The following is a 25,219-nucleotide window of genomic DNA, read 5'->3' as shown; positions in this document are numbered from 1 at the left end:
CCCAAGATCTACTCGTACCTGCGGTTGGTGCGCAGGGACCCTGGGGGCGGCTCATTGAGCACTGCCCAAAACACGCCCAGATCGGCGATGGCAGACACGAATTGCTTGAATTCGACGGGCTTGACTACATACGCGTTGACACCCAGTTCGTAGCTGCGCAACAGGTCGCTTTCTTCCTGCGAAGAGGTCAACATCACCACCGGAACACTGCGCAGTGCCGGACTCTGGCGGACCGCTTCAAGCACCTCCAGTCCGTTGACCTTGGGCAGCTTCAGATCGAGCAGGATCACCGCCGGGTTGCCTTCGGCGCGGTCGGCATATTCGCCTTCGCGGCGCAGGTAGTCGAGCGCTGCGGCGCCATCGCGCAGCACCACGACGTCGTTGGCCAGCTGGCTTCGCTCCAGGGCCAGGAGCGTCAGTTCCTGGTCGCGCAGGTCGTCCTCGACCAGAAGAATCGGCTTAAGCATGATCGGACTCGTTCCCGACAGATTGAAAATTGGCAGCATTGTGCCCGGGCTCTGGGATCTCGAACCCAAAAGTGGCGCCATGTCCTACGTCGCTGTGGGCCCACACGCGGCCTCCGTGCCGCTCCACAATGCGTTTCACGTTGGCCAGCCCGATGCCCGTGCCCTCGAACTCTTCGGCCTGGTGCAGGCGCTGGAATACCTGGAACAGTTTGGCTGCATATTGCATCTGAAAGCCGACGCCGTTGTCCTGCACCTCCAGGCCCTGTCCTTCGGCGTTGCGAACGGCCCGCACCGTGACCACGCAGGGCTTGCTGTCGCGGCTGTATTTGACGGCGTTGCCCATGATGTTGCGCACCGCCACTTGCAGCAGCAGCGGGTCGGCCATCAGCACGGGAAGGTGCGGGTCCACACGCCATTCGATGGTCCGATCGCGTTCGTGCCGGGAGATTTCGCGCACCAACCCTTCCACCAGGCTGTTGCAGTCCACCCGCTTGATTTTGAGCGCCGTGCGGCCCATGCGGGAAAAATCCAGCAAGGCATCCACCAACTGGCCGGCGAATGCCGCCGCATCCTTGACATGGCCCATGTAGCGGTGCGCACGGGCGGTGAGCGCCGTGCCTTCGGTTTCCATCACCAGGTCCACATAGCCAGCGATATGGCGCATGGGCGCCCGCAGGTCGTGCGATACGGTGTACGAAAAAGCCTCCAGCTCCTTGTTCACGCGGCCCAGTTCGCTGGCGATGGCGGCCAACTCCTCTGCGCGGCGCAGCACGACCCCGATCAGCGCCTGGCGCAGTTCACCGGCCGTGCCGATCTCTGCCGCGGACCAGGGGAGGCAATGGCCGCCGATTTGCTCCACCCAGCTTGCAAAGCTGTGGCGGGGGTGGATCCTCCCTGTCGCATCGGGCTGGCGACTTTTGCGCGGATCGCCCGCCCACGTCACCGTCTGAACCAGCTCGGGCCTGAACCACAAGATGACGTGGCGATGCACCTGCGAAATGGAAATGGCCAAGACGCCTGAAGCGGTGGTCTGCCATTCGGCTGCCTGCGGGTAGTGGGCGGTGAGCTGCGAACTTTCATAGACCTCATGGCCCATGCCCGCGACCCAGTTCGCCAGCTCCAGCAGCGCATCGGGGGGCGGCGTCTCGCCCGCAGTCCATGCCTGGTCGTCCAGCACCACGGCCGCACCCGTGGCACGGGCCAGGCGCAGCAGGAGCGACGGCTCGTCCACGATGCGGCGCAGGCTGGCGTCGCTGTCCGACAGGTGCGCAACCAACTGCAGGGTCAGCTTGCGCAGCTCCAGCCGCGCCGCCACTTCTGCGGTGGCCTGTTTGGCATCGATCTGCATGGAGAGGAATTGGCCGAGCAGCGAGCAGGCCGCGCGCATGCCGGAGTCCAGATACCGGGGCGCGTGGTCGTGGCACGAGGCCAGTCCCCACAACTTGCCGTCCACCACGATGGATACCGACATCGACGCCAGGGTGCCCATGTTGCGCATGTACTCCAGGTGCACGGGCGACACGCTGCGAAGGAACGCTTGGGACAGATCGATGTCGTGTGCCGTCGGCCCACCGGGCACTGCCAGCAGGGGGACCGCTTGGTAGTTGGCGTCCGGAATCAGCCGGAACCGGTTGGACAGATAGAGCGCTCGGGCCTGCTGCGGAATGTCCGTCGCGGGGAAGTGCAGCCCCAGATAGCTTTCGTACCCCGGCGCTACGGCCTCACCCAGCACCTCGCCATGGCCGTCTGCGTCGAACCGGTAGACGAGGGTGCGACCGAATCCCGTCAGGCGCTGCAATTCTTCCGCGGCCAGCTGGGCCAGTGCCTGGACCGTATCGGCCTCTTGAAGACGGGGCAGGAAATCGCGAGCCACGCCATAGATGGGCTCCTCCGGCCGCTGTTGGGGAGGGGTGGGCTCACACTCCAGAATCAGCTGTGTGGCGTTGCGATGCGCCCAGCAGGAGTGCATCTGGGCATCGATGTGGAGTACACCCACCTGCATGGACACGCCACCGGGTGGTGTGGCATGCAGGGCCTGATGGTCCATTGCAGCCAGGGCATCGGCAGCTGCATCGAACCAGTTGGCGCTCCAGGCTTGCAGGGCCAGCGTTTCACCGTCAAGAACCAGCATACGGCCATGCGGCTGGATGGCGCCGGGGATGCGAATGGGCTCTTGGTCACAGAGCGTGAGGTCCGAAGGAGTATTCATGGCGAGATCTGAGAACGCGGAGGGTCGGCTGCAATAGACCGGCGGGGAATTTCTTGTAGATTTTCCAGCCCATGCCTATTTGATCACGCGCGCTGCGGCCAGCGCTTTGCGCGCGCCGCCTTGCCATGCGCGTGGAGCGGGGCGCCCTGGCCAAAGCGCGACGGGCGAGCCATCCTGGTCGGCTTTCATTGCTAGTGACCTCTCCACAAAAGTGCGAGATTCCTCGCCTGCGGGCGTTAATCTTGAAGGCTGACCAACGCCTCACTTCCCTCATGGCAAGCTACCCATATCTCCTGACACGGCGCGCAGAATGCGCGAGGCCGATTGCAGCAACACGTGCACAACAACCCCACGAGGTGAGCGATGCAGGCCATTGACCCCGACAAGCTGCACCGCCTGGTCACCGTGCAGATGCCCTACGGCAAGTACAAAGGCACGCTGCTGGCCGACCTGCCGGGCAACTACCTGCACTGGTTTGCGCGCGAAGGCTTTCCCAAAGGTGAGCTCGGGCAGTTGCTGGCGCTGATGCGCGAGATCGACCACAACGGTCTGTCCGACCTGCTCACGCCGCTGCGCGCCGGCGCCGCAGGTCGGCCCGCACCGTAGGCGCGGCGCGTTCCAGTCCCGCCATAATCGCGCTCAGACCACACCAACAACTCCGAGGGAATGCACATGAAGGGCAATATCGCTGCGATCGTTCTGGTCGTGCTGGGCGTGTTTTTTCTGCTGACCAACCTGGGGCTCATCAGCATCAGCCTGCGCGAGTTGCTGCGGGTGTGGTGGCCGGTGGCGCTGATTGCGGTGGGTGTGGCGCTGTTCTTCACGCCCGGCACCAAAAAGGACAAGTAGGGCTCTGGGGTGGGGAGGGCCTTGGCGCACAAGGCCCGCCCTCGCTACCTAGCTACCATTGGAAGGATGAGCGCAGGCCGACGGGGCCTTGCGAACCGACTCAGGGCGCTCGCGTGTCCGGCGCCACGTCGGTGGAAAACGACGGCGCCTCGCCGAAGTAACCCCTGAAAAGATTGCGCGCAATGCCATGGGCCGCCAGCTGCAACTGCTGGGCGGCCTCGGGCGCAAAGAGCCGGGTGGTGTGCAGCTGCCACAGCCGTACCCAGGCCGCAAAATGCGCGGGCGTCACGCCGTCCAGCGCCATGTGCTTGCCGAACACGTCGCCCCTGAAGCTGCGCGTGCCCAGCGCCACCGTGCTCCAAAAGTCCACCAGCCGCTGCAGGTGCACATCCCACTGCCCGTGCAGGGCCTTTTCGAACACCGGCCCGAGCAATGGGTCCGCGCGCACGTCCGCATAGAAGCCATGCACCAACTGCGCGATGCTGTCCGGGTTGGGCACGCCCGTGGGGACCGCGCTGCTCGTTGTGTCAAGGGTGGCGGTAGACCTGCCGTTCGTCGCCTGCATCATCTTCATCATCCGCAGGCGCAGCCCGACGACCCGCAGCCCTGCGCAGGTGACGAGGTTGCGGATGGAGCGGCGTCTGCCTCAAACGCCGGGAACAACACGTTGTTCTCCAGGTGGATGTGGCTGATCAAATCGTCGTTCAACTGAGCGATGCCGGCGTAAAGCGCGCGCCAGGTGTTGCAGGCGCCCAGCGGCGGTGTGGCATCGTGGGTGAGCGCGTTGAGCTGGTCGAGCGCGGCGCCATGGTCCACATGTTCCGCGCGCATCATGCTGATGGGCTGCCCTACGAAGGGGCTACCGCCGGCCTTCATCATGGGGAACAGGATCTGCTCTTCCTTGCGCATGTGCGAGAGCAGTTCTTCGTGCATGGCTTCCAGCAGGTCGGCCAGCCCCGCCGGCACCTGCGGGTTGTCGCGGTGCACGGCCTCCACGCGGCGGGCCATGCGGATCAGCTCGGGCAGCTGGGCGCGGTGCACCTCGTGGTAGCGCACCAGGATGTGGTCGATCAGCACACTGGGGGAAGCCGCCTCGGGCGCAGCCTCGTGGTGCTGCAGGGCCGCCAGCTCGGCCAGCACCGCATTCACATCAAGCCCCTTGTCGGCAGTGGCCTGTGCCAGCGCGACCTGGCCGCCGCAGCAGAAGTCCAGCTTGAGGCGGCGGAACACCGCAGTGGCGCCCGGCAGGTGCACGGCGATCTGGCCGATCTGCTGCTGGGCATTCAGATCGAAATCCGTGGCGGACGAAGCGGTGTGGAGATGGTCTGCGCGGGCGTTCATGGCGGTCCTTTTAAAGATTCATGTGATGTGAATATTTTATTCGATAAAATTCAGCCGCTATGAATCTTTTGATTGACCTGGGGCAAAGTCCATGCGCCTGACCCAATGGACCGACTACACGCTGCGCGTGCTGATGTACTGCGCCGCCACCGAAGGCCGCGAGCAGCCGGTGACCATCGTCGAGGTGGCCGAGGGGTACGGCATTTCGCGCAGCCACCTGATGAAGATCGTGCAGCAGCTGGGCGCCCAGGGCCTGCTGGAGACCACGCGCGGGCGGGGCGGTGGCATGCGGCTGATGCGCCCGGCGTCAGAGATCAATGTGGGAGCGGTGGTTCGCGCCACCGAGACCGACTTCCATCTGGTGGAGTGCTTCGACCCCGAGACCAACCGCTGCCGCCTGAGCAGCCACTGCCGCTTGAAGGGCGTGCTGGGGCGCGCGATGCAGGCTTACCTGGACGTGCTGGATGGGGTCACGCTGGCGGACTTGATGGTGCCCACGGCACCGGCCACGGGGGTGGTCGCCGCCGTGGCCGCGCCGCGCAATGGGTCGGCCCGGCATGCCTCGGTGCCGGTGGCAGGGCTGCCGCTGCCCTTGTATCTGGAGTGACGCTCGCCTGGCGGCGGGGCGCCCGGTACGCAGGGCCTTCAGCAGGCGTTGCTCAGCGCAGCACTTCCAGCAGCCGGTCCAGCCCGCCCTCGTTAATGGCCACGTTGGCCTGCGCGCGCACGGCGGGCTTGGCGTGGTAGGCCACCGACAGGCCGGCCACGCCCATCATGGGCAGGTCGTTGGCGCCATCACCCACTGCGATGGCCTGCGATGGGGCAATGCCCATGAGCGACGCCACTTCCAGCAGGGTGCGGCGCTTTTCGGCACCGTCGCAGATGTCGCCCCAGGGCTGGTTCACCATGCGGCCGGTGAGCAGGCCGCCTTCCACTTCCAGCATGTTCGACCGGGCGAAGTCGATGCCGAGGCCCGCCTTCACGCGGTCGGCAAAAAAGGTGAAGCCGCCCGAGACCAGCAGCGTGGTCAGGCCGGCGGCCTTGGCTGCGGTGATGAGCTCTTTGGCGCCGGGGTTGAAGCGCAGGCGCTCGGTGAACACCTGCTCCATGTGTTGCACCGTCACGCCCTGGAGCAGGGCCACGCGCTGGCGCAGGCTCTCCTTGTAGTCGGTGATCACGCCCTGCATCGCAGCCTCGGTGATGGCCGCCACCTCGGCCTTGCGGCCTGCGGCGTCGGCGATCTCGTCCACGCATTCGATGTTGATGAGGGTGGAGTCCATGTCAAAAGCGATGAGCTTGTAGGCAGACAGGGACAGCGGGGGCTCAATGCCCTGGACAACTAGGCCGGGAGCGAATTCGGTGGCGTGGGTCATGGCTGGAAAAGAATAGGTGCTGGGCGTGGCCGCAAACCCGCAATGGTATCGTCCACGCCCGGCAGGCAGGCAGGCAGGCAGGCAGGCAGGCAGGCAGGCAGGCAGGCAGGCAGGCAGGCAGGCCGGCTTGATGCGCGCCGTGCCAGCCGTGCCTACGCCACGCTGGGCGGGAGCTTCAGCCGCAGCTCCAGGCGCGACGCGCGCTCGCTGATGGCCTGGATGCGCTGGGCTTTGGCAGCTTCAGACAGCTCTTTGTTGCGATTGACCTGCTGCCAGGCCACGAACATGTCGATGTCTGCCGCCGTGATGAGCTGCGAGTTTCGTGATTTTCTGAAGGCCGAGAGGTTGTTGACCTGCTTGAGCACTTCTTCGTCCAGCGCGTTGTTCTTGCCGAACGCGGTAATGATCTGCTGGAGCCTGCGGCGGGTATCCAGGGGGAGGGCGGTGGACCATATCAGCGGAGATTGCGGAATCACCGGCGATGTCCACAGGATATTGAGCTGGCTGGCCAGCTCCGGGTTTTTGACCTTGAACATCTTGAGTTCTTCGTCATTGGCGGTGGCAATATCCACCTTGCGTTGCGCCGCCAAAGTGAGATTTTCAATATGGCTGCCGCGGCGCACCTCCGTGAACACGCCGGCCGGGTCGTTGATGCCGCGTTTGACGAAGGCGTAGTACAGCGGCACCAGGTGGCCCGAAAAGCTCTTGGTTTCGCCGTCGGCAAAGACCAGGCCCTTGCCGGGCTGCTGGGCGGCATCCAGGGTTTTGAGACCGCTGTCCTTGTGCGTGACGATGATGGAGTGGTAGCCGGTGCTGCCGGTGTCCGTCACCATCTGGGCAAAAACCTCGCCCACGCCGCGCTCCACCACGGCCAGTGCGGCTGAGTTGCCCGCCCAGGCCAGGTCGATCTCGCCGCTGGCAAATGCGCCGGCCAGGGCTGATGGGTCGGGCGAGACCCATGGCTTGAGGGTGATGGGCTGGCCCAGCTCCTGCGCCACGCGTTGGACGAAAGAAGTCCACGCTGCCAGCGCAGCATCGGTTCCGCGTGGGGTGATGACTGCGAACACCAGCGGTGATTTGCGCACATCGCCCTGCGCCGGGGGCGGCGCTGCGCGGCTGCAGGTGTGTGCCAGTAGCAGGCCACTGGCCAGCAGCCATTGCCGCCGGCTGTGCGGCGCATCAACATTCACCATGCCATATCTCCTGAAAATCGCCTCGTGAATCGGAATTGATTATGAAGCGATGGTTTGTGGGTAGCGGTATTCGATTCGAAAATGCCGGCCGATCGCTTGCAATGGAATATAGGTGCTGTGGCGTGGGATGCGCAAACCCGGAAGAACCCTAGGAGGTTGTATATATTTCGAGCAGTTCTTGACTTGGCTTTCAAGCTGCTTTCGAATATCTTTCAAATGCCTTTCAGAATTCTTTCAATAATCGCAGGTGTAAATACCGTGTGCAATGATTGGAATCGATAATTAATGCATTTGCCGGTCGAGGGTTCAATGCTTTGTCTGCGGCCAGACGGTCAGTGGTTCTTGTCCCGCTTCCAACAGATGAGGACCAGCAGCGCCTGCCGCATGGCCAACAGCGCTGCCGCAACTGCATGGCTTGGGCCATGATGAGGGGGCTCGCCCTTGTTGAATGAGATGCCCCATGACCCTTGCTTCCACCGCCTCGCGTGCCGCACCGGCAGACATGTCCAATCGTTTGCGCGGCCTTCAGTCCGACGCCCGTGAGCTCGACGACACGGCCGTGGACATCCGTGGGCATGTGCCGCCCTGGATGCTGGGCGGCAGCTTGCTGCTCAACGGCCCGGCGCTGTGGGACCTGCCGCACGGCAGTTATGCGCACTGGTTCGATGGCCTGGCCATGCTGCACCGCATACGGTTTGCACCGGGCAACGCCGGGGGCGCCAGCGCAAGCTACCGCAGCCGCTACTTGCAGACCGATGACCTGCGCGAGAGCCTGGCGGCGCGCAAGCCGGCCCGCGGCGGCTTTGGCAGCCCCAGCCCGGCCGGGTGGTTTCACCGCCTGCGCCATCTGCGCAACCCGGTGGTCACCGACAACGGGGCGGTGGTGATGGCGCGCATCGGCTCGCAGTGGGTGGCGCAGACCGAAACTCCGCTGTTGACCAGCTTCGACCCCGATACGCTGCAGACCACGGGCCGCATCGTGTATGACGATGCCGAGGTCATCCACGTCATGTCGGCCCACGGCATCACGGACGCTCAGGGCACCTACTGGAACGTGGGCGTCGAGATGGGCCCCAAGTGCACCTACAAGCTGTTCAAGATCGTGGCAGGCAGCCGCACCCGCGAGGTGATTGCGCGCTGGGCCGTGCGCCAGGCGGGCTACCTGCATGCCTTTGCCATGACGCCCACGCATGTGCTGGTGTGGCAGCCGGCCATGCGGGTCAACGCCATCAAGCTGGCGCTGTCGGGCCAGGGCTTCATCGACAACTTTGCGTGGAAGAGCGCTGCGGGCTCGTCCATCGACGCGATCTCGCTCGCCGACGGCGGCGTGCGCAGCTGGGCGGTGCCAGCAATGGCCAGCTTTCATGCGGTGCAGGCCTGGGATGAGCCCAGTGCGGACGGCCGATCACCCGCCACGCTGGTGCTGGACCTGTGCACCACCGACGGGCCCGAAATCTTCAGCGCGTTCCGCCTGGCGCGCCTGCGTGCGGGCGAGCCGGTGGGCGTGCAGCACCGAGTGCAGCGCTACCGGCTGGAGCCTGGCCGTAGCGACGCGCAGCCCCAGCTGCTGGTAGGGGGTGCGAGTGTCGAGCTGCCTTCGGTGCATGGCGCCTATTGGGGCCGCCAGCGGTCCCGCCATGCCTGGTTCGCCGGGTTCGACCCGGACGGCAAGGCGCCCCTGTTCGACCGAACGCTCAAGCTGGACCTGGACGCCGGCCGCATTGCCGGCGCCTGGCAGCGAGAGGCGGCTGTGCATCTGGAGCCCCTGTTCGTGGACCGCCCGGGCTCCACGGCCGAAGACGATGGCGTGCTGCTGGTGCCGACGCTCGCTGAGGGCGACGAGGGCACGGTGATCGGTGTGGTCGACCCTGCCAGCATGCAGTGCCTGGCCACGCTGCATTTGCCGCAGGTGGTGCCGTTCGGCTTTCATGCGGCGTGGAAACGGGGGTGAATGCCGCGGCGGGCGCGGCGGTCCCGGTTGATATTCGCGGCTTCGGCAGCATGTGCGTGTTTGTCATGTAGCCTTGGGTACCCGCCCACACGCGCCAGCCAGACTTTCGCCCGCAGGCGATCCACGATCGACCCAAGATGAAGACCATTGACGAAATGCTGAACCTGGACCTGCTCACCCCCGAGCAGCACGTAGAAATCAGCGCGTGGATTGCGCGCTCTGCCTCTCCCGAAGAAATCCTGCAGATGCCCGCGCCCCTGTGGCAGGCGCTGGAACGCGCCAGCAAGGTGATGGGGATCGACGAGGACCTGTTGCGGCCCCCGTCTTTCGATGCGGACAGCCTGGCCCTGGGCTAGGCGGCTCTTGCGAGGGCGCGCGGGCCCAGGCCTGGGGCCGGCGCTTCAGGCCGGCGCCGGTTCGGCATCACTCGTTGCTGCAAACACTTCACGCGCAGCCGCCAGGCCATTGAGCGCAGCCGGAAAGCCCGCGTAGACGGCCATCTGCATGATGACTTCCACGACCTCTTCGCGCGTCACGCCGACGTTCAGCGCGGCCTGCAGGTGCACCTTGAGCTGCGGCGCCGCGTTGCCCAGCGCCGTGAGCGCGGCCACTACCGCGATCTCGCGGCTGCGCAGGTCGAGACCCGGGCGCGAATAGATGTCGCCGAACGGAAACTCGATCAGGTAGCGGGCAAAGTCGGGTGCGATGTCGGCCAGGCTGGCCACGACGTGCTCACCGGCCTGGCCGTCGATCTCGCGCAGCTTGGCGAGGCCCTGCAGATAGCGGGCGTTGGTTTCTGAGGTCATGGGGTGCTTCCTTTGCGGGGTTTGCGGGTGGGTGGTGATGGCGTAGGGCAAAGGGAAGCCTCCAGATCCTCGTAGTGCGCGATCTTGGCCTGCAGTGCCTGCGCGGCCTGCTGCATGGCGTTGATCGTGGCGAGCACCTGGGCCAGGTGCTGCTGCAGCAACTCGCGCCGCTCGGGGGCGGTGGCGTTCCCTTCGCTGCGCAGCCGCGCGAAGGCCTGCATCTGCCCGATGGGCATCTGGGTCTCGCGCAGGCGCAGCAGGAATCCGATCCATTCCATGTCCGACGCCGCATAGCGGCGCTGGCCGCCGGGTGCACGCGCCACGGGCGCGATCAGACCGGCGCGCTCGTAGTAGCGCAGCGTGTGCGCGGTCAGGCCCGTGCGCTGTGCGACGTCGGCAATGGTGAGGAGGGATGCCATGGGAACGATTCTGAAAGTTAGAGCGCACTCTAAGTCAAGCGAAAAGATCGGGCAAAAATGCGACTCCCTTTTTGCAGCCTGAACCGTCTGCACTGCATTCATTGCATCCACCGCATCCACAGCGTCCGCTGCATCACTGCAAGCGCAGGGCGTGCAGGGCGCGGCGCGCCACCTCAGCGGTCGGCTTGGCCGGGCAGCAGCAAGATCTTGCCAATGCTGGCCCCGGATTCCATGCGCTGGTGTGCCTTCGCAGCCTCGGCCAGCGGGTAGGTCCTGTCGATCACGGGCCGGATCGTGCCGTCCGCCAGAGCGGGCAGCCACCGCTGGGCAAAGCGCTGCACCATGGCCTGCTTGACCTCGGGCGGGCGCGACTTCATCACGGTGCCAAAGATCTGCAGGTGGCGGTACAGCACCGCGTCCATCGGCAGCGTGGCGCCCTGTGCACCGCCCAGCAGGCCCACGGCCACCATGCGCCCTCCCACCGCCAGAGAGCGCACGTTGCGTTCCAGGTAGGGCGCGCCGATGAAGTCGATCACCACATCGACACCTTGGCCGCCCGTTTTCTCGGCAACCACGGCCGCGAAGTCCTCGCTGCGGTGGTCGACGACCACATCGGCCCCGAAGCCCCGCACCGCGTCGTGCTTGTCGCCGCCCGCCGTCGCGAACACCTGTGCACCCGCTGCATGGGCCAGTTGCACCGCGGCCGACCCCACCCCACCGCCAGCGGCGTGGATCAGCACCGACTCGCCGGGCTGCAGGCGGGCCAGGTGGAACAGTGCTTCGTGCGCGGTCACAAAGACCTCGGCCACCGCGCCCGCAGCGATCAGATCTAGGCCCGCGGGCACGTGCATCGCCATGCGGTGGTCGATGCGCGAGAGCTCGGCGTAGGCGCCGCCGCCCACGATGCCCATCACCCGGTCGCCCACGCTGAAGCCGCGCACTTGCGGCCCGACCTCGACCACCGTGCCGGCGACCTCCAGGCCCATGGTGTCCGCATCGCCGAAGTAGGCGCGGCCATAGGCGCCCTTGCGGTGCGACAGGTCGGCGCGGTTGACGCCGATGGCGGCGTTGCGCACCAGCAGGTCGTGGGGGCGCACCTCGGGGGCTGTGATCTGGCGGGCCACCAGCACTTCGGGCCCGCCGAAGTCGTCGAACACGATGGCCTGCATGGTGGGCTGGCTTGCAGGCGAATGCTGGATGAGGGCGGACATGGGCAGGGTTCCTTGGGTTGAATCGATGTCAATGCCCCAAGGTTAAGCCGCCACGGTGCCTTTGAAATGCAGCAATTTCGCTCTACAGTGATGCAAATTTGCATCACCAACACCACCATGAACTGGGACGACACCCGCATCTTTCTGGCGCTGACCCGCACGCCCTCGTTGCGCGCCGCGGCCCGCAGCCTGGGCATCGACCAGGCCACTGTGGGGCGGCGACTGAACGCGCTGGAGGCCGAGCTGGGCGCCAAGCTGTTCTTGCGTGCCAAAGACGGCTACCTGCTGACGGCCGCGGGCGAGACCGCTTTGGCTGCAGCGCGGCGCATGGAAAGCGCGGCGCTGGACCTGCGCGCCAAGATCGAAGGCCAGGACGACAACCCCGGCGGGCTGGTGCGGGTCACCAGCTCCGATTCAATCGCCATCGAATTCCTGCTGCCGGCGGTGGAGCGGCTGCAGCAGCGCTGGCCCACCATCCGCGTGGACCTGGAGATTTCGACCCAGGTGCTCAGCCTGACGCGGCGGCAGGCCGACATCGCGTTTCGCAACGTCCGTCCCGAGTCACCGGACTTGGTAGTGTGCCGCGTGGCCGCCTGGCCGGTGGGCCTGTTTGCCAGCGCCACCTATCTGACGCGATTCGGCGAGCCGGTGCCCGATGACGAACTGCGCGGCCACCAGCTGGTGGCCTACCGCCCGTACCTGGACCACAGCCCGTTTCCCACAGTGGTCGAGGTGCCGGCCCGCCAGGCCCGGATCGCCATGGCCGTCAACTCCAGCCTGCTGCTGCGCAAGGCGGTGGCAGCGGGCATCGGCCTGGGCGAGATGCCGGTGCACCTGGGCGAACGTGAAGGCCTGGTGCGAGTGTGGCCGCAGCGCCGCCGCGCCAGCGACCACGAGGTCTGGCAGGTCATGCACCCCGACCTGCAACGCACGGCCCGGGTGCGGGCGACTGCAGAGTTTTTGTCGGAGGCCTTCGGTGGCAGTTGAAATGGTGGGCTGAAGGCTGCTGAGTGGTCCGCGTCAGAGGCCGGTACGCTTGCACTGAACGGGGCAGTCTATGGGTGCGTGGCGTGCAGCGGTGCGTTCGGTCATGTGGCGAATTGCACAGCCACCGAGATTGCTCACTGCGGCACCAGCCCTGCCGCCTTCACCAGCTCTGCATGGACCTTGATCTCTTGCGAGATCGAGTCCTTGAGCTGCTGGCTGCTGCCCGGCGCCACCTCCATGCCGCTGGAGGCCAGCTTGGCGCGGGTGTCGGGGTCGGCCAGGGCCGCATGCGCGGCGCGCTGCAGCCGGTCAATGACGGCCTGGGGCGTTTTGGCCGGGGCCAGCAGGCCGACCCAGGCCGACAGGTTCATCTCGGGCGCGCCTGCCTCGGCCATGGTCGGGGTCTGCGGCAGCGTGCCGGTGCGCTGCGCGGCCATCAGGCCCAGGGCATGCAGCTTGCCGGACTGGATGTGCGGCAGCGCTTCGGGCAGCACCGCAAACAGCATGTCCACCGTGCCCGCCAGGGCGTCGTTGATGGCCGGGGCGCCGCCCTTGTAGGGCACGTGCAGCAGGTCGGTGCCGGTGCGGGTGGTGAACATCAGCCCTGCCAGGTGCTGCGGGCTGCCGTCGCCGGACGAGGCGTAGGTGAGCTTGCCGGGCGCCGCTTTGGCGGCTGCGATCACCGCGGCCACGGTGGGGAATTTCTGCTTGTCCTTGACCACCAGCACCATGGGCTGGTTGACGAACTTGGTGATGGGCACGAAGTCCGCCTCAGGGTCGTAGGGCAGGGTCTTGAAGATGCTTTTGTTGGTGGTGAGGAAGGACGCGGGCGAGACCATCAGCGTGTAGCCGTCGGGCGCGGCGCGCGAGACCAGCGGCGTGCCGATCTGGCCGGATGCCCCGGCCTTGTTGTCCACCACGAATGGCTGGCCCAGCTCGGCCGCCATCTTCTGCGTGACCACGCGCGCGATCATGTCGGCGCTGCCGCCCGCGGGCAGGGCCACGATGACTTTGACGGGGCGGTCGGGGTAGGGCGCCTGTGCGAATGCGGCGGTTGCGCTGCACAGCGCCAGTACTGTGGAGGTGAGGGTAGAAACCAGACGCCAAGAATTCATGGAACAACTCCCAAGGGGTGGAACAAGCCAGCGGCCACCGGCGGTGGCGCTGCTGCAATGCGGCCGCGCCGCGCGTTCCTGGGGGTTAGCAATTCCTGCACCACACGCCGATGGTCCGGCAAGGGCCCACGGGGCAGCCCCGCCTGTTGACGGTGTGTTGCTATGTTATTGGTAGCAATAATATGATGTGGGATCAGCGGTGGCGGCCTTTTTGGGTCGATATCTGCCCAAGGGCACCCACAGGGCGTGGTTGACCGGAGCACTGCTGCAGAGACCGGGCCTCGTCTCAGGAGTACAGCCATCTTGTAAACCACCCATTCACTGAATGCGGGACCCACCCCGCCGCAGCCTCGGTGACAAACCAGAATACGATCAGCCCCAGCATTCCGGTACACCACAGGCTCAGCCACCGGAGCATCGGGTGTGCAGGTAATACGCGATGCCGTGCCGCAACCACCACGATGATGCCCACGAAGCCGCCCAGAGCTGCCGGCCATGGCACGTAACTCCAATCCGACCCGTCCAGTGCCAGCACTGCCGCGGCGGTGCACGCCGCACCCACCGCGCCGCTCACCAAAGACCGCCGCCCGGTCCACTGCGCCAGTGGAGCAAAAAGCCACAGCGCCACGCTCAAAGCCAGCGCGGCAGAGCCTGGCTGGCCTGGCCAGATGTAAGGGTCGGGGATCTCATAGCGGAGTGAATAGCCGACGTCCCTCATCGTGGCGGGCAGCCAGAACTGCCACCAGCCGGTGATCACCACCACCATCGATGCGGCCGCCCGATGCAAGCGGGCTCCGAGCTTGAAGGCAGCCCAGGGGGCCAGCACGCTGACCGGGATGCTGATGACCACCAAAAACCTGGGCGACCAATGCATGTTCATCGGGCCGCTGGACGAGAACCCGCTCTGCGCACTCCAGGCTGCGATCACCCACAGCGCGAGCAGCAGCGCCCACGCGGCGGACCACGCCCTGCGCGGGGTGTCGGTCAACATGGATTCACCACTGCCCGCTGAGCTTTGGGAGCCTGCAACCCGTCAAACCGGTGCCGCCACCGGCTGCCCCAGCGAGCGCAAGATATCCCGCACCATCTGCGCGCGGTCCTTCGGGTCCTTCAACTCACGCTCGATGCGCAGCTTCTCGTTGCCCGCCAGCTTGATGTGCTTGTTCTTCTGGATCAGCTCGATGATGCGCATCGGGTCGATGGGCGGCTGGGGTTTGAAGGTGATGTTGATCACGCCCGGGGCGGCATCGACCTTCACCACGCCGTAGGGCTGGCTCAGCACGCGCAGGCGGTGCACGTCGATGAGGGTCTGGGCCTGCGGCGGCAGTTTGCCGAAGCGGTCCACGATCTCTTCGAGCAGGCTGTCGATCTGGTCGGGCGTCTTGGCGGTGGCCAGCTTCTTGTAGAACGACAGGCGCAGGTGCACGTCGCCGCAGTAGTCGTCGGGCAGCAGGGCGGGGGCGTGCAGGTTGATGTCGGTGGTGACCGACAGGGGCGAGAGCAGGTCCGGCTCCTTGCCGGCCTTGAGCGCCTTGACGGCTTCGGTGAGCATCTCGTTGTACAGCTGGAAGCCTACTTCCAGCATGTTGCCGCTCTGGTTCTCGCCCAGCACCTCGCCGGCGCCGCGGATCTCCAGGTCGTGCATGGCCAGGTAGAAGCCGCTGCCCAGCTCCTCCATCTGCTGGATGGCGTCCAGGCGCTGCGCGGCGTGCTTGGTCAGGCCCTCGGTGTCGGGCACCATGAGGTAGGCGTACGCTTGGTGGTGGCTGCGGCCCACGCGGCCCCGCAGCTGGTGCAGCTGCGCCAGGCCGAACTTGTCGGCGCGGCTCATGATGATGGTGTTGGCCGTGGGCACGTCGATGCCGGTCTCGATGATGGTCGAGCACAGCAGGATGTTGTAGCGCTGGGCCACGAAGTCGCGCATCACGCGCTCCAGTTCGCGCTCGGGCATCTGGCCATGGGCCACGGCGATACGGGCCTCGGGCAGTATCTCTTCGAGCTTCTGGCGGCGGTTCTCGATGGTCTCCACCTCGTTGTGCAGGAAGTACACCTGCCCGCCCCGCTTCAATTCGCGCAGCACCGCCTCGCGGATCACACCCGTGCCCTCGTTGCGCACGAAGGTCTTGATCGCCAGGCGCCGCTGCGGCGCGGTGGCGATGACCGACAGGTCGCGCAGGCCTTCGAGCGCCATGCCCAGCGTGCGCGGGATGGGCGTGGCCGTCAGCGTCAGCACATCCACCTCGGCGCGCAGGGCCTTCATCTGCTCCTTGTGGCGCACGCCGAAGCGGTGCTCCTCGTCGATGATCAAGAGGCCCAGGTTGTGGAACTTAGTGGACTCAGACAGCAGCTTGTGCGTGCCGACCACGATGTCCACCGTGCCGTCGCCGATGCCCTTGATGGCGGCGGTGATCTCCTTGCCCGAACGAAAGCGCGACACCTCGGCCACCTTCACCGGCCACTTGCTGAAGCGGTCCACCAGCGTCTGGTAGTGCTGCTCGGCCAGCAGCGTGGTGGGCGCCAGAAAGGCCACCTGCTTGCCGCCGGTGACGGCCACAAAGGCCGCGCGCAGGGCCACCTCGGTCTTGCCGAAGCCCACGTCGCCGCAGACCAGGCGGTCCATGGGGCGGGGGCTGATCATGTCCTGGATCACCGCGTGGATGGCGGCGTTCTGGTCGGCGGTTTCTTCGAAGCCGAAGTCGTTGGCAAAAGTCTCGTAGTCCTGCGGGCTGTAGCGGAAGGCGTGGCCTTCGCGCGCCGCGCGGCGGGCATAGATGTTGAGCAGCTCGGCCGCGCTGTCGCGCACCTGCTCGGCGGCCTTGCGCTTGGCCTTTTCCCACTGGCCGCTACCGAGCTTGTGCAGCGGCGCTTCGTCGGCACTCACGCCGGTGTAGCGGCTGATCAGCTGCAGCTGGCTCACGGGCACGTAGAGCACGGCCTTGTCGGCGTATTCGAGGTGCAGGAACTCCTGCATGGCGGGCGTGCCGTCGGGGTTCTTGTTGCCCACGTCCATGTTGACGAGGCCGCGGTAGCGGCCGATGCCGTGCGCGCTGTGCACCACGGGGTCGCCGACGTTCAGCTCGGCCAGGTCCTTGATCAAGGCCTCGACGTCGCTCACCTGCTCCTGCTTCTTGCGCCGGCGCGTGGTGGGGCCGGCGGCGAAGAGCTCGGTCTCGGTGACGAAGTCGATGCCGTCCTCGATCCAACTGAAGCCCACCGTGAGGCCGGCGGTGGCGATGCCCACCTTTTCGTCGGCCGTGCCCTGGAACTCGGCCAGCGAGTCGAAGGCCGGCGGGTTCACCCCGCTCGCGCGCAGAAAGTCGAGCAGGCTCTCGCGCCGGCCCGCGCTTTCGGCCAGCAGCAGCACGCGGTGCTGGGTGTTGCGGATGTGGGCGTGCAGGCGGGCCAGCGGGTCTTCGGCACCACGCAATACCGACAGGTCGCCCAGCTTCTGAAAGTGCGGGTTCTCGGCAATGTCCTCCACGCCGGGGCGGATGGACAGCTGTGCATGCTCCTTGGCGCGCGTGTAGAACTGGTCGGCCGAGAGGAACAGCTCCTCGGGCGGCAGCACCGGGCGCTCGGGGTCGCCCTGTACCAGGCGGAAGCGGTCTTTCGTGTCCTGCCAAAAGCGCTGGAAGGCCGGCTCCAGGTCGCCGTGCAGCACCACGGTGGCTTCTGAACCGAGGTAGTCGAACACCGTGGCTGTGTCATCGAAGAACAGCGGCAGGTAGTACTCGATGCCAGCTGTGGCCACGCCCGCGCCCATGTCCTTGTAGATGCGGCTCTTGGTCGGGTCGCCCTCCAGCATCTCGCGCCAGCGGCTTCGGAACTTGGCGCGCGCGTCGTCGTCCATGGGGAACTCGCGGCCGGGCAGCAGGCGCACCTCGGGCACGGGGTACAGGCTGCGCTGGCTGTCGGGGTCGAAGGTGCGGATGCTGTCGATCTCGTCGTCGAACAGGTCCACCCGGTACGGTACCAGCGAGCCCATGGGGAACAGGTCGATCAGCCCGCCGCGCACCGCGTATTCGCCAGGGCTGACCACCTGCGACACATGGCTATAGCCCGCCAGCGTGAGCTGGGCCTTGAACTTGGCCTCGTCGAGCTTTTGCTTGACCTTGAAGTGGAAGGTGTACCCCGCCAGGAAAGACGGCGGCGCCAGCCGGTACAGCGCCGTGGTGGCCGGCACCAGCACCACGTCGGCACCGGTGTCCTTGTCTTTTTGGCTGATGCGCCACAGCGTGGCCAGCCGCTCGCTGATCAGATCCTGGTGGGGCGAGAACGTGTCGTACGGCAGCGTCTCCCAGTCCGGGAACAGCGCGCAGCGCAGCCCGGGCGCGAAGAAGGCCATTTCCTCGATGAGGCGCTGCGCATCGGTGGCGTCGGCCGTGACGATGGCGGTGGTGCGCCCTGCGGCCTTGTCACGTTCGGCCAGGCGGGCCAGCAGCAGCGAATCGGCGCTGCCCACGGGGCGGGGCAGGGTGAAGCGTTTTCCGGGGGAGAGTTTGGGCAGTTCCATGCGGACGGTACGTGTCGTCGGTGGGCCCGCCGCACCCGTTGGGCGCAGAAAGCGCACGGGCTGTTTCGGGGGCAACGGAGCATTCTAGAACCTGCGCATGAACTCTGCCGGGCCCGCGCACGCCCTCGCCTGCCGCCGCCCGCGACAACGCTGAGGGCGCAGTGGACGGGGCACCATCCCGCCCCTCCTAAAATGGCCCCCTCATGACCATCGACCCGCTGCTGCAATCCTCGCTCGCCACGTCCCACGCCCCTCAGGTGGCGCCAGGGCGCTTCTGGGCGCTGGTGCCTTGCGCGGGGACCGGGTCACGCGCGGTGGCGGCTCCGCCTGCCGCACCGGCTGGCTCCACCGTGTCGGCCTTCGGCGCGCTGGCTGCGGCGGCGGGCGATGCCGCAGCGCCACCACCCCTGCCCAAGCAATACCACTTGGTGGCGGGCTACCCCATGGTGATGCACACACTGGCGGCATTTGCGGGTGTGGGCCGGTTGGCCGGCACCTTGGTGGCCGTGGCGCCTGGGGATCATTTTCTGGAGGCCCATGGGCATCCATCGTTCTTTGTGGTCGACTGTGGCGGCCCCACGCGCGCCGCCACGGTGCAGGGCGGGCTGACAGCGCTGCAGGCACGGGGCGCCCAGCCCGACGACTGGGTGCTGGTGCACGATGCAGCGCGCTGCCTGGTCACGGCCGAGCAGATCGACCGGCTCATCGACGTCTGCGCGCAAGACAGCGTGGGCGGCCTGCTGGCGCACCAATTGGCCGACACGCTCAAGACATCGACCGACGGCCCGGGCGGCGTGCGCGTGTCCTCCACGGTGGACCGCAGCAACAAGTGGCTGGCGCAGACGCCGCAGATGTTTCGCATCGGCCCGCTGCAGGATGCCCTGGCCAAGGTGGGCACCAACGTGACGGATGAAGCCAGCGCCATGGAGGCCATGGGCCTGCACCCGCGCCTGGTGCCCGGCGGCGCGCAGAACTTCAAGGTGACCTACCCTGACGACTTTGCACTGGCAGAGGCCGTGCTGGCCCAGCGCGGCCACGGCACCACGCTGGCACGCTTTGGCGGCGAGCGCGGGCAGGGCGCCACCGAGACGGGGCGCAAGACTATTTTTTGAAGCACATCGCCCGCGAATTCGTTGGTGCGAGACACGGATTTATCAACGCAGCGGAACAGGAGCGGCTCACCAGCTCAGCCCTTCGGTTCTTGCGACGCGCTTGGCCGCAGGCAGTACGCACGTACGGCACGGCGGGGCAACGACGCCGTAAGAGCTGGGTAAGCCGCTAACAAAAGGCACACATGAATTTCAGGATTGGAGAAGGTTGGGACGTGCATGCGCTGGTGCCAGGCCGCGCGCTGGTGATCGGCGGGGTGACCATTCCGCACACCATGGGTCTGCTGGGCCATTCGGATGCCGACGTGTTGCTGCATGCGATTACCGACGCCATTCTGGGCGCGGCGGGCCTGGGCGACATCGGCACCCATTTCCCGGACACGGACGCGCAGTTTCGCGGGGCAGACTCTGCCGTGCTGCTGGCGGAAGCCGCGCGCCGCGTGCGCGCCGCGGGCTACAGCATCGGCAATGTGGACAGCACCGTGGTGGCCCAGGCCCCGCGCCTGGCTGCGCACATTCCCGGCATGCGCGAATGCATTGCCAAGGCGCTGGCCATCGAACCGGGCCAGGTGAATGTGAAGGCCAAGACCGCCGAACGCCTGGGGCCCGTGGGGCAGGGGCTGGCGATGGAGGCGCGGGCCGCAGCGCTGATCTACAAAGCCTGAGGCGCTGCGCGCCAAAACCACGGCCGCTCGGTGTTGGACGGGTAATGTGACCGGGCGTTGTGCCTTTAGCATCAGCGTGCCGCTTCGACGGCACGCACCAGGCCTTGTCACCGCATTCGGCTGCGCCAAGCGCAGTGACCGATATACAAGAGCCTATGGCGCCGGTGGTGAAAAAACTGGCGGGCGCGGTGCGCAACTGAGTCCGCCCCGTCGTCCCACCCGCCATGGCGAAGGAGGCACCGCCAGCGCCACCAGGAGGGTGCGGTGCCTTGCGCAAACAGTCGGCGGCCTTGCTGTCTGCCGTCACTCCATCGTGATTTTGGAGTTGGTCACGATGTCGCGGTACAGCGCAGCCTGGGGCTTGATGAAGGCCTTGAACTCGGGCCCGCCCATGGGTGCCACTGTGATGCCTGCGTCCAGCAGTTTTTGGCGCAGCTCGGGCTGGGCCAGCGTCTCCTTCAGGGCCTTGTCGTACGCGGCCACGGTGGTGGCGGGTGTGCCAGCCTTGAGGAACAGGCCCTGCCACAGCGGCAAAGCCATACCGGCGAAGCCGTCTTCCTCACCGATGCGCTTGACGTCGGGAAGCTGGGGTACGCGCACGGTGTCGGAGACCGACAGGGCCTTGATCTTGCCGTCCTTGAGGAATGGCATCGCGGTGGAGAGCACCAGCATGGCGCTGTCTACCTGGCCGCCCACCAGGTCGTTGGTGATGTGCGTGCCGCCGCGGTAGGGCACGTGCAGCATGGCGACCTTGGCCTGTTTGTTGATGAGCGCGCCGTACAGGTGCTGCATGGTGCCGATGCCCGGCGTGGCAAAGTTGATGCTGTCCTTGCCACCCTTGCGCAGTGCCGCCACCAGGTCGGCCAGGCTGGCGTAGGGGGCCGCCTTGGGCACCGCGAAGATCATGGGCACCGTGCTCATGCGGCCCACGGGCACCAGGTCGTTCTCCCAGTCGAGCTTAACCTTGGCGTTGACCATGGGCACCACGACCGTGTCGGTGCCGCCCATGTAAAGCAGACTGCCGTCGGTGGGCCCGTTGAGCACGCGTTGAGCGGCCAGCATGCCGCTGGCGCCGGCCACGTTCTCGACGATGACGGTGCGTGAGAGGCGCTTGCCCAGCTCTGTGCCCACGACGCGCGCCACCAGGTCGGCGCTGCCGCCGGCCGAGTAACCCACGATGAGCGAGATGGGTTTGCTGTCGCTCTGGGCGTGGGCCGCTAGGCTGGGTGCCAGTGCGCCTGCTGCGATGGCGGCAGCTTGATTCAGGAGTTCTCTGCGTTGCATGGCATGCCTCCTGTTCAGAATGTGTGCTTCACGCCGAAATCGATCGCCGTGGTGCGTGTGAGCCCGTCGCGCTTGGCGGTACCCAGGTTGGTGTAGAGCAAAGTGCGCTTGCTCAGGTCGTACTGCAGGCCCACGCCGATCATCTGCGAATCGAGGTTCGTCGCTGGGTTGAGCTTTCCGTACATCACGTAGGTGCGGCCAAAGCTCAGTGGCACCAGGGCCGAGACGCTGTAGGCAGTGGCATCGCCGTTGAGACCGCCCTTGGCGCGGCTGACGCTGGCCTTGGCCTGCACCACGCCGAAATCGTATCCGCCCGCCACCAGTGCCAAGTGGGTGCTGGCATCGAGCCGGTCAAATGCGGCGCCCAGCCACACCGGGCCGTTCTTGTACTGCAGGTTGCCCGAGGTGGCATTGCTGCGCGTGCCCTCTCCCAGGGCTGCGGCAACCTCTGCGCTGACGCCCGCAATGGTGGGCGACTTGTAGCCGACCGTGTTGGCCCAGCGGATGTTGGAGGCCTCCACCGTGGCGGCCACCGGCGTGTAGTTGGCATAGGTGTAGGCCGAGCCGAGCTGGCTTACGTAGCTCCAGTAGGTGGGGTCGGCGTTCAGCGCCACGGTGTAAGCGGCCGAGTATTCGCGGCCCGCATACACCTCGCCCCAATCCTTGCTGCCCACGGCCACCACCGAGCGGCCCAGCCAGAACACATTGGGGTTGCTGGGCGCGCCGGTGTCGGCGGCAAAGCGGTGCTCCAGCTGAAAGCGTGAGTACAGGCCGCCACCCAGGTCCTCGCGCGCCGCAAAGCCCAGGCGCGAGGTGTTGCCGGCCTTGAGCGTCCAAACCAGGGGCGTCACGCCGCGGCCGGGCAGCAGCGCGCCCGGCGTGGTGCCGCCGTTGGCGCGGGCCAGACCCTGGTCGACGATGCCGTAGATGGTGAGCGAAGACTGTGCCTGCGCTGCACCGCAGGCACCAAGGCCGGCGCAGGCCAGCAACAGCGCGAGAGGGGTGGAGCAGGCGGGAGCACCTGCCGGGGAATACCTTGTCATGGACTTGTCTCCGATGGGATGGGGTTTGTAGCTGACAGGCAAATTGTATGTATTGATTTTTTGCAATGCAATACAATGCAGCTCAATCGAAGACGTACCTGGTGCCATTCGATGCTGAATTTATTCAGATTTTTCTAATCAAATCAATACAATACAAGTGCAATACAGGGACATACCCTAGGTTGTATGAACGGAGCACACATGGCGGTCGGAATGTTCGAATCCTTCATCACGGGCCACTGGTTCAGTGCCGAGGCCAAGGCCTTTTGGAGCGATGGCGCCACCCTGCAAGCCTGGCTGGACGTGGAGGCCGCGCTGGCCCGCGCGCAGGCCGAGCTGGGCGTGATCCCGCCCGAGGCGGCGCCCGTGATTGCCGCGAACGCGCGTGCCGAGATGTTCGACCTGCCGCAGCTGGCCCAGGCCATCGCTTTTGCCCAGCACCCGCTGGTCCCGGTGCTGCACCGCTTCGAGCAGTTGTGCGGCGAGCCGGCGGCCGGCTACATCCACTGGGGTGCGACCACGCAGAACATCTTCGACACCGCCAGCGCGTTGCAGATGCAGCGCACGCACGCGCTGCTGGCGGGGCACCTGGATGGCGCCATCGATGCGCTGGCCACGCTGGCCCTGACGCACCAGGCCACGCCCATGGCAGGGCGCACACATGGTCAGCATGCGCTGCCCATGACGCTGGGCTTCAAGCTCGCGGGCTGGGTGGACGAGCTCGACCGCAGCCGCCAGCGCCTGGCTGAGCGGCTGGCCACGTCCTTCCCGGCCAGCATGGGCGGCGCCATCGGCACCTTTGCCGCCACCGGGCCGCTGGGGCCGGCGGTCCAGGCACGGCTGGCCGCGCAACTGGGGTTGCTGGCAGCGCCGCTGCCGCTGCGGTCGTCCTTCGACCGGGCGGGTGATTACCTGGCTGCACTGGGCTTGCTCGCCGGCACGGCGCAGAAGATTGCGCAGGACGTCGTCTTTTTGCAGCGCACCGAGATCGGCGAGGTGGCCGAGGCCTTCCACCTGGGCAAGGTGGGCAGCTCGACCATGGCGCAAAAGCGCAACCCCTCCACCGCGCTGCTGCTGGTGAGCCTGGCACGCATGCTGCGCACCCGCGTGCAGGCCGCGCAGGACACGATGGTGCGCATGGACGAGGGCGATTCATCCGCTACCAACGTGGCCGACGCCCTGCTGCCCGAGATCGCCATCATCGCCGCCTCGGTCACGGAAACGCTGGCACGCCTGGCCCGCGGCCTGGTCGTGGACGAAGAGGCGATGGCGCGCAACCTGGGGCTGACGCAGGGCCTGATCGCGTCGGAGGCCGTGATGATGCGACTGACCCAGCGCATGGGCCGGCACGAGGCACACCGCCTGCTGTACGCGGCAGCGCAGCGCGCGCAGTCCGACGGCGTGCCCTTTGTGGAGGCGATCCGTGCGCTGCCACCGTTTGACGGCGGTGCGCTGCCGGCCGACCTGCTGCGGGCGCTGGATGCGAAGACCTATGTGGGCGAGTCGGCTGCGCTCACGGTGCAGACCGTGGCGCGTGTGGCGCCCGGCTGCTCAGGCTAGCGCGGCCACCGATGCGCCCGCGCGCCGCACCACGGGCGTGAGGTGGATGCCGTAGGGCCTGCCGGCATCCGCCCAGCGCGCGGTAATGGCGCCGTGCAGGGCCTCCACCTGATCGGCCACGCTGCAGCCCACCACGTCGAAGAAATCGGCATGCTCGTTGGCCAGGTCGGTGCGCCCCAGCAGCACCACGCTCAGCTGCGCGGGCACGGCGATGCCGGCATGGGCCAGCAGGCGCTGAAACAGGGCGCCGTCCTCGATGCCCCAGGCCACCAGCGCGGTGAAGGGCAGGGCGCCAGCGGCATCGGCGCTGGCCTGCAGCTGCTGCACCAGCCGTGTGGCGTAGTCCTCGTGTGGGAGCTGGTCCTGGGTGATCTCGATCAACTCCACGCCGGGCAGGGAGTGCTGCAGGCTCGCAAAGCGGCGCCGCCCGAGTTGCGTGGCCAGATAGGGGTGGGCCGTCGTGGCATAGGCGATGCGCCGGTGCCCTTGCTGCACCAGCTGTTCGATGGCGGCGGCCAGCGGTTCGCCCCATTCAGTGCCGACGGCCTCGACGTCGGCACCCACCAGGGCTGCGCCGTCGACGGCCAGCACTTCGCACTTGTCGCGCAGCGCGGCCAGCAGGGCAATGGGAATGGCCTTGAAGGTGGACTGCACCACGCAGGCATCGAAGCGCGGCAGGCCCTTGAGCACGGTGAGTGCATGGTCCGGGTCGTTGTACGACAGCTCCAGCACCCGGTGTCCTTCGGCCGCCAGGCGGCGCTGCAGCCCTTCCACCAGTACCCGGCCGCGCGCAATGCTGATGGAGCGGCGCAGCAGCAGCACCGATTTCACCGCGGGGGGGGCGGTGCCGGCCACAGGCGCCCGGGGCCGCTCGCCGTCGGACGGCGCTGCTGCGGCAGGGTGTGCGCCGGTGCCGCGGAAGTAGGTGCCACGCCCCACCTGCGAGTCGATCAGGCCCCGGTCCTTGAGTCCCTGGAAAGCGCGCTGCACCAGCATCTGTGATGCGCCAAAGCGCTTCATCAGCTCGCGGATGGTGGGCAGTCGCTCACCGGGTTGGGCCTTGTGGGCCAAGTGGTCGAGGAACTGGTCGAGGTCCGGCGGAGAGCTGGCGGTGCTGCGCATGA

Annotated in this window: 24 protein-coding genes; 9 read left to right on the top strand and 15 right to left on the bottom strand. The window is 66.7% G+C overall.

Going from position 1 to position 25,219, the window contains the following annotated elements; genetic code table 11:
• Positions 1–8: 8 nt before the first annotated feature.
• Together ACSQ3N_RS17430 and ACSQ3N_RS17425 are read right to left on the bottom strand one after the other, a co-directional pair.
• Positions 9–467 (bottom strand): response regulator, encoded by a 459-nt coding sequence (locus tag ACSQ3N_RS17430; protein WP_056169456.1) that lies wholly within the window; start codon positions 465–467, stop codon positions 9–11.
• On the bottom strand, positions 460–2,676 hold the full coding sequence (locus tag ACSQ3N_RS17425) for an ATP-binding protein (protein WP_436146938.1): 2,217 nt from the start codon (positions 2,674–2,676) through the stop codon (positions 460–462). The genes ACSQ3N_RS17430 and ACSQ3N_RS17425 overlap by 8 nt, the downstream gene beginning before the upstream one ends.
• 372 nt (positions 2,677–3,048) lie before the next feature.
• Between ACSQ3N_RS17425 and ACSQ3N_RS17420 the strand changes: the two genes are divergently transcribed.
• Both ACSQ3N_RS17420 and ACSQ3N_RS17415 read left to right on the top strand, forming a co-directional pair.
• Positions 3,049–3,282 (top strand): DUF3820 family protein, encoded by a 234-nt coding sequence (locus ACSQ3N_RS17420; RefSeq protein ID WP_056170603.1) that lies wholly within the window; start codon positions 3,049–3,051, stop codon positions 3,280–3,282.
• 66 nt (positions 3,283–3,348) lie between these two features.
• Entirely contained in the window at positions 3,349–3,525 is a 177-nt protein-coding gene (locus tag ACSQ3N_RS17415; protein ID WP_200912439.1) for a LiaI-LiaF-like domain-containing protein, read from the top strand.
• A 100-nt stretch (positions 3,526–3,625) separates the two neighbouring features.
• On the opposite strand, the gene ACSQ3N_RS17410 is transcribed toward ACSQ3N_RS17415, so the two are convergent.
• Entirely contained in the window at positions 3,626–4,090 is a 465-nt protein-coding gene (locus ACSQ3N_RS17410) for a group III truncated hemoglobin (RefSeq protein WP_056170600.1), read from the bottom strand.
• Positions 4,091–4,098: 8 nt separating this feature from the next.
• Complete coding sequence (gene ytfE / locus ACSQ3N_RS17405; protein WP_056169447.1) at positions 4,099–4,866, bottom strand: iron-sulfur cluster repair protein YtfE; 768 nt, start codon at positions 4,864–4,866, stop codon at positions 4,099–4,101.
• 91 nt (positions 4,867–4,957) lie between these two features.
• Between ytfE and ACSQ3N_RS17400 the strand changes: the two genes are divergently transcribed.
• Positions 4,958–5,473: an RrF2 family transcriptional regulator gene (locus ACSQ3N_RS17400; RefSeq protein WP_056169444.1), complete on the top strand. Its 516-nt coding sequence runs from the start codon at positions 4,958–4,960 to the stop codon at positions 5,471–5,473.
• Positions 5,474–5,525: 52 nt separating this feature from the next.
• Here ACSQ3N_RS17400 and serB read toward each other — a convergent pair whose 3' ends face one another.
• Both serB and phnD read right to left on the bottom strand, forming a co-directional pair.
• Positions 5,526–6,239 (bottom strand): phosphoserine phosphatase SerB, encoded by a 714-nt coding sequence (gene serB / locus ACSQ3N_RS17395; protein WP_056169441.1) that lies wholly within the window; start codon positions 6,237–6,239, stop codon positions 5,526–5,528.
• Positions 6,240–6,391: 152 nt separating this feature from the next.
• Positions 6,392–7,432 carry a phosphate/phosphite/phosphonate ABC transporter substrate-binding protein gene (gene phnD, locus ACSQ3N_RS17390; RefSeq protein WP_056169439.1) on the bottom strand — a complete coding sequence of 347 codons (1,041 nt, stop codon included), beginning with the start codon at positions 7,430–7,432 and terminating at the stop codon, positions 6,392–6,394.
• A gap of 460 nt (positions 7,433–7,892) precedes the next feature.
• Between phnD and ACSQ3N_RS17385 the strand changes: the two genes are divergently transcribed.
• Positions 7,893–9,383, top strand: a complete 1,491-nt coding sequence (locus tag ACSQ3N_RS17385; protein ID WP_056169436.1) for a carotenoid oxygenase family protein — start codon at positions 7,893–7,895, stop codon at positions 9,381–9,383.
• A 137-nt stretch (positions 9,384–9,520) separates the two neighbouring features.
• Entirely contained in the window at positions 9,521–9,739 is a 219-nt protein-coding gene (locus tag ACSQ3N_RS17380; protein WP_056169433.1) for a hypothetical protein, read from the top strand.
• Positions 9,740–9,784: 45 nt separating this feature from the next.
• Here the strand turns inward: ACSQ3N_RS17380 and ACSQ3N_RS17375 are convergent, their stop codons facing one another.
• The 3 genes from ACSQ3N_RS17375 to ACSQ3N_RS17365 form a co-directional block, all read right to left on the bottom strand.
• On the bottom strand, positions 9,785–10,189 hold the full coding sequence (locus ACSQ3N_RS17375; protein ID WP_056169430.1) for a carboxymuconolactone decarboxylase family protein: 405 nt from the start codon (positions 10,187–10,189) through the stop codon (positions 9,785–9,787).
• Complete coding sequence (locus ACSQ3N_RS17370) at positions 10,186–10,608, bottom strand: MerR family transcriptional regulator (protein WP_056169427.1); 423 nt, start codon at positions 10,606–10,608, stop codon at positions 10,186–10,188. The genes ACSQ3N_RS17375 and ACSQ3N_RS17370 overlap by 4 nt, the downstream gene beginning before the upstream one ends.
• 173 nt (positions 10,609–10,781) lie before the next feature.
• A complete protein-coding gene (locus tag ACSQ3N_RS17365; RefSeq protein ID WP_056170596.1) occupies positions 10,782–11,777 on the bottom strand; it encodes an NAD(P)H-quinone oxidoreductase in 996 nt (331 codons plus the stop codon).
• Positions 11,778–11,936: 159 nt separating this feature from the next.
• Here ACSQ3N_RS17365 and ACSQ3N_RS17360 point away from each other — a divergent pair, with 159 nt between their 5' ends.
• On the top strand, positions 11,937–12,806 hold the full coding sequence (locus ACSQ3N_RS17360) for a LysR family transcriptional regulator (protein WP_436147968.1): 870 nt from the start codon (positions 11,937–11,939) through the stop codon (positions 12,804–12,806).
• Between the two features lie 134 nt (positions 12,807–12,940).
• Here the strand turns inward: ACSQ3N_RS17360 and ACSQ3N_RS17355 are convergent, their stop codons facing one another.
• The 3 genes from ACSQ3N_RS17355 to mfd all read right to left on the bottom strand — a co-directional run bounded on the left by ACSQ3N_RS17355 (position 12,941) and on the right by mfd (position 18,434).
• Positions 12,941–13,921: a Bug family tripartite tricarboxylate transporter substrate binding protein gene (locus ACSQ3N_RS17355; protein ID WP_082516988.1), complete on the bottom strand. Its 981-nt coding sequence runs from the start codon at positions 13,919–13,921 to the stop codon at positions 12,941–12,943.
• Between the two features lie 286 nt (positions 13,922–14,207).
• Positions 14,208–14,912: a hypothetical protein gene (locus ACSQ3N_RS17350; protein WP_436146937.1), complete on the bottom strand. Its 705-nt coding sequence runs from the start codon at positions 14,910–14,912 to the stop codon at positions 14,208–14,210.
• Between the two features lie 42 nt (positions 14,913–14,954).
• Complete coding sequence (gene mfd / locus ACSQ3N_RS17345; protein ID WP_436146936.1) at positions 14,955–18,434, bottom strand: transcription-repair coupling factor; 3,480 nt, start codon at positions 18,432–18,434, stop codon at positions 14,955–14,957.
• 203 nt (positions 18,435–18,637) lie between these two features.
• On the opposite strand from mfd, the gene ACSQ3N_RS17340 reads away from it, so the two are divergent.
• Positions 18,638–19,546 (top strand): IspD/TarI family cytidylyltransferase, encoded by a 909-nt coding sequence (locus tag ACSQ3N_RS17340; protein ID WP_056169420.1) that lies wholly within the window; start codon positions 18,638–18,640, stop codon positions 19,544–19,546.
• 182 nt (positions 19,547–19,728) lie between these two features.
• Positions 19,729–20,208, top strand: coding sequence for a 2-C-methyl-D-erythritol 2,4-cyclodiphosphate synthase (gene ispF / locus ACSQ3N_RS17335; RefSeq protein WP_056169416.1), 480 nt, complete (start codon positions 19,729–19,731; stop codon positions 20,206–20,208).
• Between the two features lie 303 nt (positions 20,209–20,511).
• Here ispF and ACSQ3N_RS17330 read toward each other — a convergent pair whose 3' ends face one another.
• Both ACSQ3N_RS17330 and ACSQ3N_RS17325 read right to left on the bottom strand, forming a co-directional pair.
• Positions 20,512–21,492 carry a Bug family tripartite tricarboxylate transporter substrate binding protein gene (locus ACSQ3N_RS17330; protein WP_056169413.1) on the bottom strand — a complete coding sequence of 327 codons (981 nt, stop codon included), beginning with the start codon at positions 21,490–21,492 and terminating at the stop codon, positions 20,512–20,514.
• Positions 21,493–21,506: 14 nt separating this feature from the next.
• Positions 21,507–22,535, bottom strand: a complete 1,029-nt coding sequence (locus ACSQ3N_RS17325; RefSeq protein WP_056169409.1) for a porin — start codon at positions 22,533–22,535, stop codon at positions 21,507–21,509.
• 201 nt (positions 22,536–22,736) lie between these two features.
• On the opposite strand from ACSQ3N_RS17325, the gene ACSQ3N_RS17320 reads away from it, so the two are divergent.
• Complete coding sequence (locus ACSQ3N_RS17320) at positions 22,737–24,095, top strand: class-II fumarase/aspartase family protein (protein WP_056169407.1); 1,359 nt, start codon at positions 22,737–22,739, stop codon at positions 24,093–24,095.
• Here the strand turns inward: ACSQ3N_RS17320 and ACSQ3N_RS17315 are convergent.
• Positions 24,087–25,217 carry a GntR family transcriptional regulator gene (locus tag ACSQ3N_RS17315; RefSeq protein WP_436146935.1) on the bottom strand — a complete coding sequence of 377 codons (1,131 nt, stop codon included), beginning with the start codon at positions 25,215–25,217 and terminating at the stop codon, positions 24,087–24,089. The genes ACSQ3N_RS17320 and ACSQ3N_RS17315 overlap by 9 nt on opposite strands.
• Between the last annotated feature and the right edge of the window lie 2 nt (positions 25,218–25,219).

Origin of the sequence: Acidovorax sp. LjRoot194 (assembly GCF_964253015.1) — a bacterium.
In the GTDB taxonomy this organism is placed as follows: domain Bacteria; phylum Pseudomonadota; class Gammaproteobacteria; order Burkholderiales; family Burkholderiaceae_C; genus Acidovorax.
The sequence above is the reverse complement of the archived record's forward strand: the minus strand, read 5'-3'. Positions and strand labels throughout refer to the sequence as shown.

What these genes read in the sequence shown, in the direction of transcription:
- mfd (WP_436146936.1), bottom strand. Translation starts at nt 18,434, where the DNA reads ATGGAACTGCCCAAACTCTCCCCCGGAAAACGCTTCACCCTGCCCCGC.
- ACSQ3N_RS17365 (WP_056170596.1), bottom strand. Translation starts at nt 11,777, where the DNA reads ATGCAGGCCATCGTGTTCGACGACTTCGGCGGGCCCGAAGTGCTGGTG.
- ACSQ3N_RS17415 (WP_200912439.1), top strand. Translation starts at nt 3,349, where the DNA reads ATGAAGGGCAATATCGCTGCGATCGTTCTGGTCGTGCTGGGCGTGTTT.
- ACSQ3N_RS17360 (WP_436147968.1), top strand. Translation starts at nt 11,937, where the DNA reads ATGAACTGGGACGACACCCGCATCTTTCTGGCGCTGACCCGCACGCCC.
- ACSQ3N_RS17370 (WP_056169427.1), bottom strand. Translation starts at nt 10,608, where the DNA reads ATGGCATCCCTCCTCACCATTGCCGACGTCGCACAGCGCACGGGCCTG.
- ACSQ3N_RS17320 (WP_056169407.1), top strand. Translation starts at nt 22,737, where the DNA reads ATGGCGGTCGGAATGTTCGAATCCTTCATCACGGGCCACTGGTTCAGT.
- ACSQ3N_RS17350 (WP_436146937.1), bottom strand. Translation starts at nt 14,912, where the DNA reads ATGTTGACCGACACCCCGCGCAGGGCGTGGTCCGCCGCGTGGGCGCTG.
- ACSQ3N_RS17410 (WP_056170600.1), bottom strand. Translation starts at nt 4,090, where the DNA reads ATGCAGGCGACGAACGGCAGGTCTACCGCCACCCTTGACACAACGAGC.
- ACSQ3N_RS17330 (WP_056169413.1), bottom strand. Translation starts at nt 21,492, where the DNA reads ATGCAACGCAGAGAACTCCTGAATCAAGCTGCCGCCATCGCAGCAGGC.
- ACSQ3N_RS17430 (WP_056169456.1), bottom strand. Translation starts at nt 467, where the DNA reads ATGCTTAAGCCGATTCTTCTGGTCGAGGACGACCTGCGCGACCAGGAA.
- ACSQ3N_RS17425 (WP_436146938.1), bottom strand. Translation starts at nt 2,676, where the DNA reads ATGAATACTCCTTCGGACCTCACGCTCTGTGACCAAGAGCCCATTCGC.
- ACSQ3N_RS17340 (WP_056169420.1), top strand. Translation starts at nt 18,638, where the DNA reads ATGACCATCGACCCGCTGCTGCAATCCTCGCTCGCCACGTCCCACGCC.
- ACSQ3N_RS17355 (WP_082516988.1), bottom strand. Translation starts at nt 13,921, where the DNA reads ATGAATTCTTGGCGTCTGGTTTCTACCCTCACCTCCACAGTACTGGCG.
- serB (WP_056169441.1), bottom strand. Translation starts at nt 6,239, where the DNA reads ATGACCCACGCCACCGAATTCGCTCCCGGCCTAGTTGTCCAGGGCATT.
- ACSQ3N_RS17315 (WP_436146935.1), bottom strand. Translation starts at nt 25,217, where the DNA reads ATGCGCAGCACCGCCAGCTCTCCGCCGGACCTCGACCAGTTCCTCGAC.
- ACSQ3N_RS17380 (WP_056169433.1), top strand. Translation starts at nt 9,521, where the DNA reads ATGAAGACCATTGACGAAATGCTGAACCTGGACCTGCTCACCCCCGAG.
- ytfE (WP_056169447.1), bottom strand. Translation starts at nt 4,866, where the DNA reads ATGAACGCCCGCGCAGACCATCTCCACACCGCTTCGTCCGCCACGGAT.
- ACSQ3N_RS17400 (WP_056169444.1), top strand. Translation starts at nt 4,958, where the DNA reads ATGCGCCTGACCCAATGGACCGACTACACGCTGCGCGTGCTGATGTAC.
- ispF (WP_056169416.1), top strand. Translation starts at nt 19,729, where the DNA reads ATGAATTTCAGGATTGGAGAAGGTTGGGACGTGCATGCGCTGGTGCCA.
- ACSQ3N_RS17375 (WP_056169430.1), bottom strand. Translation starts at nt 10,189, where the DNA reads ATGACCTCAGAAACCAACGCCCGCTATCTGCAGGGCCTCGCCAAGCTG.
- ACSQ3N_RS17385 (WP_056169436.1), top strand. Translation starts at nt 7,893, where the DNA reads ATGACCCTTGCTTCCACCGCCTCGCGTGCCGCACCGGCAGACATGTCC.
- phnD (WP_056169439.1), bottom strand. Translation starts at nt 7,432, where the DNA reads ATGGTGAATGTTGATGCGCCGCACAGCCGGCGGCAATGGCTGCTGGCC.
- ACSQ3N_RS17325 (WP_056169409.1), bottom strand. Translation starts at nt 22,535, where the DNA reads ATGACAAGGTATTCCCCGGCAGGTGCTCCCGCCTGCTCCACCCCTCTC.